This is a genomic window from Pseudomonas sp. 2VD, from assembly GCF_005503585.1.
GTDB classification, from domain to species: Bacteria; Pseudomonadota; Gammaproteobacteria; order Pseudomonadales; family Pseudomonadaceae; genus Pseudomonas; species Pseudomonas aeruginosa.
The window spans coordinates 1-12,198 of the sequence record NZ_SCND01000021.1; the positions used below are offsets into that span (position 1 = coordinate 1).

Sequence of the window (12,198 nt, forward strand, 5' to 3'; positions counted from 1 at the left end):
GGACCTGCTCGGCCGCGGCTTCCTCGGTTTCCGCCAGATGGAGGTTCGCGACCTGGCACGCGGGCGCACCCAGGTGAGGATGTTGCGCCAGGACTTCCCCTTCGTTGGGCGCCTGGACAAAGAGGAAACCAGCCTCGCCGGAAAACTCCTGGCGCGTCAGCAGAACCAGTGGAAGTCCGCCGCGACCATCGCCGGCAAGTCTTTCTTCGTCTACCCGGCCCAGTTCAACGAGGAACGCTTCGACCAGGGCGCGCCGGTCAGCGCCACGCGGCGCAAGGTGGTGATGGACGAGAGTTACGGCAATCCCACCCAGGTGACCGAGGAAATTGCCGCCAGCCTGACCGGCGGAACCTTGCACAGCCGGGTGGTGGAGCGCCAGTACAGCAACGACGGCGCCTCCTGGCTGGTTGGTTTCGTCACCCGCGAAACCGAAAGTACCAGTGGCGACAGCGACAGCAAGTCGCGGGTGCAATTGCGCAGCGCGCAGCCGGGGACTCTAGCGCCGGCCAGCGAAACATCTTTCAGTGGCTCGCCCGGTGCGGAGATCACCCGTCAATACAGCTACGATGGCAACGGCCGGATCGTCCGGATTACCACCAGCGGCGCCGGACTGGCGGCGCGCAGCGAACAGTTCGGCGCCTACCAGGGGCCCTGGCCGGGCACTCGGTCCAATGCCCTCGGCCATGTCGAGCGCTTCGCCTACGAGGCGGCCCGCGGCCAACCGACCAGCAAGGTCGACGCCAACGGCCTGGCCGAGAGTTATCTCTACGACGCTTTCGGCCGGGAAACCCTGCGCCGCTTCGCCGACGGTAGCCTGCTCGCCACCGACTATCTGGTTTGCGGCAGCCGGGCGATCTGTGCCAGCGGCGCCAAGGTAGCCGTGCGCACGCGTACCGTCAGGGGCAGCCAGCAGGGCGCGGCGGAACGCTGGCAGTACCTGGATGGCTTCGGTCGGGTCCTGCGCGACCGTCGCCAGGCCTTCGACGGTCGTTGGATCAATGTCGACAACCGTTACGACGCGCTAGGCCGCCAGCGTTCGACTACCGAGCCTTACATCGAGGCGGCGACCGTCCTACAGACCAGTTGGGACGCCCAGGACCGGCCGTTGGCCCGGCAGTTGCCCAGTGGGGCGCAACTGAGCTACAGCTACGGCGCGCGCTCTGCTGGTGGCAGTTGGAAGCAATATAGCCTCGGCTACGACGGAAGGAGCCTGACCGAGCGCCGCGAATACGATGCGCGTGGCAAGCTGGTGCTCAGTACCAATGCCCTGGGCAGCGCCGGCGAGGTGTCCGTTCGCTACCGCTACGACGCCGACGGCAACCTGGCCTGGACCCAGGTCGCTGGCGACAGCCGCAGCGAGATCCGCATGAGCTACGACGCGGCGGGCCGTCGCACCGGCCTTTTCGACCCGAACAGCGGCCAGGAAAGCGTGCAGTACGATGCCCTGGGCCAGGCCCTGGTGCGTACCGCCAGCGACGGCAGTCGCACCGAGCGCAAGTACGACCTGCTCGGCCGGGTGCTCGAGCAGACCGACCGCCTGGGCGGCCAGGCCAGCATTTCGCGCTGGCAGTACGACACGGGAACGAAAAGCCTGGGCAAGCTGGTCGGCGTGGCCGGGCCGGGCTATCGCCAGGCGCTGCTCTACGACGATCTCGCGCGGTTGAAGGCGAGAGGCTGGGATATCGAAGTCGACGGGGTCACCCGCAGCTACCAGGAGTCGTATGGCTACGACGGCTTCAGCCGCCTGGCGAGCACCACCCTGGCCAACGGCCAGGTGCTGCGCCATCTCTACAATGGATACGGCTTCGCCGCTGGGGAGCAGGACGGCGCCGGGACGACGCTGCGGCAGATCCAGGCTCGCGACGCCCGCGACCAGATCGTTCGCGAAAGCTACGGCAACGGTGTGCTAAGCCAGCGCGACTACCAGCCCGCCACCGGCTGGTTGACGCGCATCCAGGCGAGCAAGGGCGGCAGTGTCCTGCAGAGCCTGAGCTACCGCTACGATGGCCTCGGCAACCTGCTGGAGCGCAGCGACGCCCGCGGCTACAGCGAAGTGCTGAGCTACGATGACCTCAATCGACTGTTGCGCAGCGCGCGGACCCTGGATGGCACACAGGTGGTCCAGGACTTTACCTACGACGCCCTGGGCAACCTGACCGGCAAGAGCGGTGTCGGCGCCTATCGCTACGGCAGCTATTCGAGCGCCGAGCAGCAGCTCTGTGCTGGTCGCGGCGGGGTGGCCCAGCCCGGACCGCACGCCGTGCGCGGCACCAGCGCCGGGACGTATTGCTATGACGCTCGCGGCAACCAGCTCAGCGGGCCGGGGCGACAAGTCAAGTACGCATCGTTCGATAAACCCGTGGAAATTTCCGCAGGTTCCAGCCTCAGCCGCTTCTCCTACGATCCCGAGCGCAAGCGCTACCTGCAGACGGTGGATGGGCGCACCTCTGTCTACCTGGACGAGGGGCGTTTCGAGGAGGTCAACGACGGCGGGCGCAGTTGGCAGGACGCCTACGTCGGCGACTACCTGATCCTGCGCAAGGAAGGGGGCGCCGTCAAAAAGCTCTACCTGCTGCGCGATGCGCTCGGCTCGGTGGAAATCCTGCTCGACGCCAACGGTGCCGTCAGCGAACGCCAGTCTTTCGCCGCGTTCGGCGAACACCGTGGCGCTGACTGGAAGGACAACGGCAACCAACCCACCGCTACCTCCACCCGGCGTGGCTTCACCGGCCACGAGCACCTGGAGGAGTCCGGGCTCGTCCATATGAACGGGCGGGTCTATGACCCGGTGATCGGGCGGTTCCTCAGCGCCGATATCGTCTATCAGGATACGGCCAATGCGCAGGCCTACAACCGTTACTCCTATGGCTGGAATAATCCGTTCGCCAGTGTGGATCCGACGGGGTATGCGTTGGAGGAAATTTCGTCTGGCAATAGTTGGTACTCACCGTTTATAAGTAATAGTTGGCTGGTTTTGGGGAATGCCTTTAAAGGTAATCTTCCAGATAGTTACTGGGACTTAGGGGTGGGGGCGTTCAAGCAGAATCTTAACTTTGCGGCGACTACCCTTGCTGGAAATCCATTTTCTATTTATGGGTTTTCGCGGGTAAGTGAAAGTTTTGATAATTTACTTTCCCCTAAAGGTGTAGATCAGAGGGCAGGAGCTGGAGTGTATGAGCTTGGCAGTCTATTTTTCCCAACTGCAGGAGATAAAGTATCTGGATGGGTTGCAGGTTTTGCGAGTCGCCTCAGATTTGCTCCAGCCTTAAGAGGAGGGATAGGAGTTTCTAGTCCTGCTTGGAAAGGTTCTGGGCCGACTCCTGGGGTTTTAGGGGTAGAGCCAGGTTCACTATCCTCTAAATCGTTGAGGAATTATTATCCGAGCACTGATAGTGGTTCTATAGAGTATGTGTTTGATCCGATAAGTAAAAGCTTTGCGGTGGGAAGACCTAAAGATTTTCGTCCAATGTTGAGTCAGCATCAGCAATTGGCTGATTCAATTGGGGCTGCTGATGCTACAGTTGTCGGTGGAAAATTTTGGCGTGGCCCAAATGGTGAATTCTTTACCAATGAATATAGTGGGCACTACTGGAGGAATTGGTCGGAAGAAAATCGCAAAGTGTTTGTTGATGTGATGAATAAATATGGTGTGAAGGTTGAGCACCGGAGAGGGATGTGATGGCTGATTTTGAATATTATATTAAAGGTGATATGGCGCTACGGTGTAATTCAGAAGGGTTGTGGTATTTGTCCGTGGGGGATCAGGTTTTTTTTCTCCAGGAGGAAGAGAGTTTTTGGAGGGTTCTGGTTTTATTGGAGAAACCTTACGAAGAGGTTAGGGAAAAGCTTGGGGGGGGATTTTGTTACTTAAATGTTGTTTTGGCGGGACTAGCTAGTGAGTCTGACTACTGGATTGGTTTGGCACTTTCTTGGATAGAGCAAGGAGGAGCAGAAGCCAGTGATCTACTACTAGCACGCTTGAAGGGGGTGGTTGAGGGGCGGAGCGCCAATCAAAAAAACAGGCATAAAGCTTTTTCAGTATTGAGAAAAATAGGTGGGTAACTACTTGGATATTGGTTTTTCTAAAAGCATAGTTGCTTTAGTTGGTTGATAGAGCGGGTTTTGAAATTTTTGCAGCGAGTGTTGTTGTGTTTTTTTTGTTATGGCTGGTTTGAAATTTTTTGTTGGTGTTTTCTGTTTCTAGATTTAAGACGGTTTCTATGGCCAGAGTACTGATTTTTTTGTGGGGTGGTGAAGAAATGCTTTGTATATCGTTGAAAAATGGCATTTAGGAGGTTATATGGGCAAGAGAGTGGTTGTATTGCTATGGCTGCTATTCACATCAATGTCAGCCCACGCCATCGATAAAAAAGTCAACAACGTCACCATCATGCGCGTGGGCTTCATGGTGGACGCGAATTCTCCGGGTGGAGGCTGGGGCTTCATCGTCAGCAAGCCGGGAGCGGCGGATTGCGGCTTTGGCCTGATGCGCCTGCCGCCGATGAATACCGATGCCGGCAAGGCCATGCTGTCGCTGATGCTGAGCGCCCAGGCCACACAGAACAAACTGCCGGAGATCGCCTATTCGGCCAGCGCCACGGTGAACGCGGTATGCCAGATCACTTCGGCGCAGATAGACAGCGGCGCCTGAGGGGAGAAAGGTACGAGGCCGCAGCCCCGTACCTTGGCGAGAGTGCTTAGAGCGCGGCGATCTTCTGCCGTTGCTCGGCCAGCTTGGCCAGGGCCTGTTCGGCCTCGGCGAGCTTGGCGCGTTCCTTCTCGATCACGTCGGCCGGGGCCTTGGCGACGAAGCCTTCGTTGGACAGCTTGCCGCCGACGCGCTTGACCTCGCCTTCCAGGCGCTGGATCTCCTTGTCCAGGCGCCCCAGTTCGGCGCTCTTGTCGATCAGGCCGGCCATCGGCACCAATACTTCCATGTCGCCGACCAGGGCGGTGGCGGACATCGGCGCTTCCTCGCCGGCTTCCAGCACGCGGATGCTTTCCAGCTTGGCCAGTTTCATCAGCAGCGGCTCGTTGTCGGCCAGGCGGCGGTGGTCGCTGGGCGAGGCGTTCCTGAGGATGATGTCGATGCGCTTGGCCATGGAGATGTTCATCTCGCCGCGGATCTGCCGTACGCCGAGCATCAGCGCCTTGACCCACTCGATGTCGCCTTCGGCGGCGGCGTCGATCCTGCCTTCGTCGGCCACCGGCCAGGGTTGCAGCATCAGGGTCGGGCCTTCCTTGCCGGCCTGGCCCTTGATGCGTTGCCAGATTTCCTCGGTGATGAACGGCATGAACGGGTGCGCTAGGCGCAGGGCCGTCTCCAGCACGCGGATCAGGGTGCGACGAGTGCCGCGCTGGCGCTCGATGGGGGCGTTCTCGTCCCACAGCACCGGCTTGACCAGCTCCAGGTACCAGGCGCAGTACTCGTCCCAGATGAACTCATAGAGGGCCTGGGCGGCCAGGTCGAAGCGGAAGGCGTCGAGCTGGCGGGTGACTTCCTGCTCGGTGCGCTGCAACTGGGAGATGATCCAGCGGTCGACCGAGGACAGCTCGACCGGCTCGCCGTTGACCCCGGTGTCCTGGCCATCGGTGTTCTCGATGACGAAGTTGGCGGCGTTCCAGATCTTGTTGCAGAAGTTGCGGAAGCCTTCGACGCGGCCCATGTCGAACTTGATGTCGCGGCCGGTGGAGGCCAGCGAGCAGAAGGTGAAGCGCAGGGCGTCGGTGCCGTAGCTGGCGATGCCTTCGGGGAATTCGGCGCGGGTCTGCTTGGCGATCTTCTCCGCCAGCTTCGGCTGCATCATGCCGCTGGTGCGCTTTTGCAGCAGGGTATCGAGGTCGATGCCGTCGACGATGTCCAGCGGGTCGAGTACGTTGCCCTTGGACTTGGACATCTTCTGGCCCTGGCCGTCGCGCACCAGGCCGTGGACATAGACGGTCTTGAACGGGATCTGCGGGGTGCCGTCGGGGTTCTTCACCAGGTGCATGGTGAGCATGATCATCCGCGCGACCCAGAAGAAGATGATGTCGAAGCCGGTGACCAGTACGTCGGTGGGGTGGAAGGTCTTGAGGAACTCGGTCTGCTGCGGCCAGCCGAGGGTGGAGAAGGTCCATAGGCCGGAGCTGAACCAGGTGTCGAGAACGTCTTCGTCCTGGCGCAACTCGACCTCGTTGCCGAGCTTGTGCTTGGTGCGCACCTCGACCTCGTCGCGGCCGACGTAGACGTTGCCGGCCTCGTCGTACCAGGCCGGGATGCGGTGGCCCCACCAGAGCTGGCGGCTGATGCACCAGTCCTGGATGTCGCGCATCCAGGAGAAGTACATGTTCTCGTACTGCTTGGGCACGAACTGGATACGGCCGTCTTCCACGGCGGCGATGGCGTCTTCGGCCAGCGGCTTGGTGCTGACGTACCACTGGTCGGTCAGCCAGGGCTCGATGACGGTGCCGGAGCGGTCGCCCTTCGGTACTTTCAGTGCGTGGTCGTCGACCTTCTCGAGCAGGCCCATGGCCTCGAACTCGGCGACGATGGCCTTGCGCGCGGCGAAGCGGTCCATGCCGGCGTAGCTCTGCGGCAGGCTGGGGTCGAGGTTCGGGTTGACGCTGCCGTCGAGGTGGAACACCTGGGCCTGGGCCAGCACCGCGGCGTTCTTGTCGAAGATGTTGATCAGCGGCAGGTCGTGGCGCTTGCCCACTTCGTAGTCGTTGAAGTCGTGGGCCGGGGTGATCTTCACGCAGCCGGTGCCGAATTCGCGGTCGACGTACTCGTCGGCGATGATCGGGATGTGCCGGCCGACGATCGGCAGTTCGGCGAACTGGCCGATCAGCTTGGCGTAGCGCTCGTCTTCCGGGTGCACCGCGACCGCGGCGTCGCCCAGCAGGGTTTCCGGACGGGTGGTGGCGACCACCAGGTAATCCAGGCCTTCGCTGGTCTTCGCGCCGTTCACCAGCGGGTAACGCAGGTGCCAGAGGTGGCCCTTCTCGTCGTGGTTTTCCACTTCCAGGTCGGAAATCGCGGTGTGCAGCTTGGTGTCCCAGTTCACCAGGCGTTTGCCGCGGTAGATCAGGCCGTCTTCATGCAGGCGCACGAAGGCTTCCTTGACCGCTTCGGAGAGGCCGTCGTCCATGGTGAAGCGCTCGCGCGACCAGTCCACCGAGGAGCCCAGGCGACGAATCTGCCGGGTGATGTTGCCGCCGGACTGTTCCTTCCATTCCCAGATCTTCTCCAGGAACTTCTCCCGGCCGAGGTCGTGGCGGCTCACGCCCTGGGCGCCGAGCTGGCGCTCGACCACCATCTGGGTGGCGATGCCGGCGTGATCGGTGCCCGGCTGCCACAGGGTGTTGCGGCCCTGCATGCGGCGGTAGCGGATCAGCGCGTCCATGATCGCGTTGTTGAAGCCATGGCCCATGTGCAGGCTGCCGGTCACGTTCGGCGGCGGGATCATGATGGTGTAGGGCTGGCCTTCGCCGCTCGGAGCGAAGTAGTCGTTGGACTCCCAGGTCTCGTACCAGGAAGTCTCGATGGCGTGCGGCTGGTAAGTCTTGTCCATGCGAAAGGGGACCAAAGCTGAATATGGCTGGGGAAAATGCGAAGAAAGTCCGGGAGTATAGCGGGGATGGCGGCCCGGGGGTAAGGCCGCGGGCCGCGGCGGGCGCCCGCCGCGTCCGGATCAGCCGTTGCGTTGGCCGAGCAGGCGACCCAGGCGGGCTTGCAGGCTGCGGCGCAGTTCGGCTTCGATCTGCGGGGCGAAGTCGTCGATGACTTCCTGCAGGATCAGTTCGGCGGACGCTCGCAACTCGTCGTCCAGGCGCTCCTGTTCGGCGGGCGCCAGCCCTGCCGTGGTGGCTGCCGCGGCCTGCGGCTCTGGCGCGCGCGGGGCGGTACCGGGGGAGACGACGTCGGAGAGCAGGGGAATGTTGTCCGGCTCGAAGGATTCGGTCAGCAAGGGCGGCTCGTTCCGTTCGTAGAGCAGGTCGTGGATCGACTCCAGGTCATCGAGCAACTGCTCCGGGGGTTGTGTCGGTTTGTGGCTGTCCATGGTCGTGCACTTCAGATACGCGGCAGGCGATGGTCCTGTAGAGGATAGCCCTGCTCCCGGTAGAAGCGGAATTTATCCCGTGCCGCCTGGCGGATCGCCGGCTCCTCGACCACCAGTTCGGCCACCCGCGAAAAGTTCGGGACGAAGCCGGGGGCCTCGAGGGTCAGGTTGATCAGCAGGTCGCGATGGTTCCCCGGGGTCTCGCCCAGGCCCAGGACGACGGGCGCCTCGGCGTCTTCCTCGGCCAGGCTGTGAGGAATGAAAGCCTCGCCGCGGAAGCTCCACAGGCGGCCGTCCAATTCGCTGCGCTGCGCCTCGTCGGCGCAATGCAGGTAGACCCGCATGCCCTGCCGCCAGGCCTTCTCGGCCAGGCGGCAGGCGACCTGCAGGCGCGCCGACGGATCGGCGCTGGGGATCACGTAGAAATCGACCCGGGTCACTTGGCCCGTTCCAGCAGGTACTGGGTCAACAACGGAACCGGGCGGCCGGTGGCGCCTTTGTCCTTGCCGCCGCTGATCCAGGCGGTGCCGGCGATGTCCAGGTGCGCCCAGTGGTATTTCTTGGCGAAGCGCGAGAGGAAGCAGCCGGCGGTGATGGTGCCGGCCTTCGGCCCGCCGATGTTGGCGATGTCGGCGAACGGGCTGTCCAGCTGTTCCTGGTATTCGTCGAACAGCGGCAATTGCCAGGCGCGGTCGTCGGCGAACTCGCCGGCCTTGAGCAGTTGCCTGACCAGCGCTTCGTTGTTGCCCATAAGGCCCGAGGTGTTGCTGCCCAGGGCGACGATGCAGGCGCCGGTGAGGGTGGCGATGTCGATCACCGACTGAGGCTTGAAGCGCTCGGCGTAGGTCAGTGCATCGCACAGCACCAGGCGCCCTTCGGCGTCGGTGTTGAGGATCTCGACGGTCTGCCCGCTCATGGTGGTGACGATGTCGCCCGGACGGGTGGCTCCGCCGCTGGGCATGTTCTCGGCGCAGGCGAGCAGGCCGACCAGGTTGATCGGCAACTGCAGTTCGAGCACCGCGCGGAAGGTGCCGAAGACGCTGGCGGCGCCGCACATGTCGAACTTCATCTCGTCCATGCCCTGGCCCGGCTTGAGGCTGATGCCGCCGGTGTCGAAGGTGATGCCCTTGCCGACCAGCACGTGCGGGGCCTGGTCCTTCTTCGCGCCGTTGTATTGCAGGACGATCAGCCGCGGCGGCTGGTCGCTGCCCTGGGCGACGGCGAGGAACGAGCCCATGCCCAGCTCGCGCAGTTTCTTCTCGTCGAGGACCTCGACCTTCAGGCCCTTGAACTCCTTGGCCAGGCCCTTGGCCTGCTCGCCGAGGAACGTCGGATGGCAGACGTTCGGCGGCAGGTTGCCGAGATCACGGGTCAGGGCCATGCCATTGGCGATGGCCTGGGCTTCCTTGCTGCCTTGCTCGACGGCGGCGCTGTCGGCCTTGTCGGCGAGCAGGGTCAGCTTCTTCAGTTTCAGCGGCTCGGCTTTCTGGCTCTTGTAGCGATCGAACACGTACAGGCCATCGGCCAGGGTTTCCACCAGCAGACGCGCCTTCGCGTGGGCATCGCGGCCTTTCACCGCGAGATCGCCGAGGGCCAGCGCGGCATCGGCGCCGGCCAGGCCCTTGAGGGTCGACAGCACGGCGGAGGCCAGCTTGCGGTACTGGCGGTCGCCCAGTTCGCGCTCCTTGCCGGCGCCGACCAGCAGCACGCGCTCGGCCTTGAGATTGGGCAGGCTCTGCAGGAGCAGGGTCTGGCCGACCTTGCCGGCCAGGTCGCCACGCTTGAGCACTGCGCTGATGGCGCCGCCGGTGGCGTCGTCGACCGCCTTGGCGCTGGCGCCGAGCTTGCGGCCTTCGCCTACGGCGAGCACCAGGGTGGCGGTTTTCAGGGTTTCCGGGCGTACGCTTTTAACAAGGAATTCCATGGAAGAGGTCCCCAATACAGACAGTCGGGATGGCGCAAGGGGCGGCATCCGTTAGCGGTAAGCGATTGTTCCGAGCACGATTCGTCCCGAGGACTGACGGTCGCCGCCGGGGCGGTGACGCAGGCAGCGACAGCTTAGTCGTTGCGGCGGGGGTCGTTCCATGCCGAGGATGGCAACCGAGGTTCTACAGCGCCGGAGCCGGGTTGGCGGTGCCTCCCGGCCGTTGCCGCACATGGTCGCACAACTGCGGCGTGTCTGGCACGACTGTGTACGCACGGGAACCCGCGGCCATGCCGCGTCCCTATAATGAACGTTTCGTTCCGCAGGAGTCGCACCGTGCCCGCCAGCAAACCTGTCGCGGATCCCGCCCGGAGTACCGACCCACGCGATTACCAGCGAGTCGGCCGGCCGCTCGGGGTCATGGCCAAGACCTTCCCGGCGGGTTTCGTGGTCGCCGAGCACCGGCACGAGCGGGCGCAGTTGATCCATGCCCTGTCGGGCGTGATCGAACTGCATGTCGGTCGCACGCTATGGCTGGTCCCGCCGCAGCGCGCGGTATGGATGCCGGCGGGGATGGCGCACGCGATGCTGGCGCGCGGCGAGGTCCGCTTGCACACCGTCTATGTCCGGCCGCAGTCCTGCCCGCCAGAATTCCCCCGGGTGCCGCGCGGAGTGATGGTCAGCCCATTGTTGCGCGAGTTGATCGTGCGCGCCGCCGGCCTGCCGTTGTTGTACGACGAGCGCGGCCGGGAGGGGCGGTTGATGGCGGTGCTGCTGGACGAACTGGAGTGGTCGCGGGAACAGCCCCTGGCCTTGCCCGACCCCGCGGACCGACGCCTGGGAAGAATCTGCCAGGCGCTGCTGGAGGATCCCGCCGACCCTCGCGGGCTGGAGGAGTGGGCGCGCTGCGTGGGGGCGTCCTCGCGGACCCTGGCACGGCTGTTTCTCTCCGAACTGGGAGTGTCCTTCGTCCATTGGCGCCACCAGGTGCGCCTGGCCGCCGCCCTGCCACGCCTGGCGGCTGGCGAAGCGGTGGCGCGGATCGCCGTGGATCTCGGCTACCAGACGCCCAGCGCATTCAGTGCCATGTTCCGACGCCTGACCGGGAGCACGCCGAGCCGCTACTTCGCCTTGTCCGATTCGGCGTAGCCTTCGTCCGTTGGCGGACGGCGCCGACGCGGCAGGATTCCTATGCTGGGCCCGTTTCCAGACGACCGCCCCGGGAGGCAAGCATGCAACGACTGAACGTGGAATTCCGCTCCGAGGGTGTCGCCCTGCGCGGCTGGCTGTATTTGCCGGAAGCGCGTGCCGAGCGGCCGGCGATCGTCATGACGCACGGTTTTTCCGGGGTGAAGGAGCAGTACCTGGACCGTTACGCCGAGGTATTCGCCGCCGCCGGCTTCGTCGTGCTCCTCTACGATCATCCGAACTTCGGCGACAGCGACGGCGAGCCGCGCCAGGAAATCGATCCGGTGATGCAGCGTCGCGGCTATCGCGACGCGATCACCTGGTTGGGCGCCCAGGCACGGGTCGACGCGAGGCGCATCGGCATCTGGGGAACCAGCTACAGCGGCGGACATGTGCTGGAAGTGGCCGCACTGGATCGGCGGGTGAAATGCGTGGTGGCGCAGGTGCCGACCGTCAGTGACCATGCCTCGGCGTTGCGCCGGACCCGCGCCGAGCAGTTGCCGGCATTGCTGGCAAGCTTCGACGCGGACCGCCAGCGGCGCTTCGAGGGCTTGCCGCCGGCGCTGTTGCCGGCGGTCGCCGCGGGCCCCGACGAGCCTTGCGCGATGGCCGGCGCGGACGCCCACCGGTTCTTCACCGACAGCGCGGCGCTGGCGCCGAACTGGTGCAACCGGGTGACCCTGCGTAGCGCCGAGCTGGCGCGGGAGAACGAGCCAGGCATTCACATGGCGCGGATCAGCCCCACGCCGCTGCTGATGATCGTCGCCGACCGGGACCTGCTTACGCCCACGGACCTTTGCCTGGAGGCCTACCAGCGGGCATTGCCGCCCAAGCGGCTGCTGATGCTCGCTGGCGGCCATTTCACGCCGTACATCGAGCATTTCGACGCCACCAGCCAGGCCGCGGCAGACTGGTTCGTCCGTCATCTCGGAGAAGGCGGCGAGCAGCCAGCGACAGTCGTCGAATAAATCGGCAAGCGCTGAACGAGCGTTCGCCTCGACGGTCTATCGGGCTCTTGGTTCGGCCTGCGCAGTGACAGGCCCGCCG

Annotated in this window: 9 protein-coding genes; 5 read left to right on the forward strand and 4 right to left on the reverse strand. The window is 64.0% G+C overall.

Annotated features, from left to right (window positions below; genetic code table 11):
- Positions 1-37: 37 nt before the first annotated feature.
- From FFS27_RS04120 to FFS27_RS04130, 3 genes are all read left to right on the forward strand, one after another.
- Positions 38-3,679, forward strand: a complete 3,642-nt coding sequence (locus FFS27_RS04120; protein WP_256659435.1) for an RHS repeat-associated core domain-containing protein — start codon at positions 38-40, stop codon at positions 3,677-3,679.
- Entirely contained in the window at positions 3,679-4,062 is a 384-nt protein-coding gene (locus FFS27_RS04125) for a hypothetical protein (RefSeq protein WP_123823007.1), read from the forward strand. Before FFS27_RS04120 ends, FFS27_RS04125 begins: the two co-directional genes overlap by 1 nt.
- A 238-nt stretch (positions 4,063-4,300) precedes the next feature.
- Positions 4,301-4,651, forward strand: a complete 351-nt coding sequence (locus FFS27_RS04130; RefSeq protein ID WP_003143111.1) for a hypothetical protein — start codon at positions 4,301-4,303, stop codon at positions 4,649-4,651.
- Positions 4,652-4,697: 46 nt separating this feature from the next.
- Here the strand turns inward: FFS27_RS04130 and FFS27_RS04135 are convergent, their stop codons facing one another.
- From FFS27_RS04135 to FFS27_RS04150, 4 genes are all read right to left on the reverse strand, one after another.
- Positions 4,698-7,550, reverse strand: coding sequence for a valine--tRNA ligase (locus FFS27_RS04135; protein WP_009313444.1), 2,853 nt, complete (start codon positions 7,548-7,550; stop codon positions 4,698-4,700).
- A gap of 120 nt (positions 7,551-7,670) precedes the next feature.
- A complete protein-coding gene (locus FFS27_RS04140) occupies positions 7,671-8,039 on the reverse strand; it encodes a DNA polymerase III subunit chi (RefSeq protein WP_137951937.1) in 369 nt (122 codons plus the stop codon).
- A gap of 11 nt (positions 8,040-8,050) precedes the next feature.
- Positions 8,051-8,479, reverse strand: coding sequence for a DNA polymerase III subunit chi (gene holC, locus FFS27_RS04145; RefSeq protein WP_021265212.1), 429 nt, complete (start codon positions 8,477-8,479; stop codon positions 8,051-8,053).
- Positions 8,476-9,963, reverse strand: a complete 1,488-nt coding sequence (locus FFS27_RS04150; protein ID WP_009313447.1) for a leucyl aminopeptidase — start codon at positions 9,961-9,963, stop codon at positions 8,476-8,478. Before FFS27_RS04150 ends, holC begins: the two co-directional genes overlap by 4 nt.
- Positions 9,964-10,299: 336 nt before the next feature.
- On the opposite strand from FFS27_RS04150, the gene FFS27_RS04155 reads away from it, so the two are divergent.
- A complete protein-coding gene (locus FFS27_RS04155) occupies positions 10,300-11,112 on the forward strand; it encodes an AraC family transcriptional regulator (protein ID WP_021265211.1) in 813 nt (270 codons plus the stop codon).
- A gap of 83 nt (positions 11,113-11,195) precedes the next feature.
- On the forward strand, positions 11,196-12,119 hold the full coding sequence (locus FFS27_RS04160; RefSeq protein ID WP_137951938.1) for an alpha/beta hydrolase: 924 nt from the start codon (positions 11,196-11,198) through the stop codon (positions 12,117-12,119).
- Positions 12,120-12,198 lie beyond the last annotated feature (79 nt).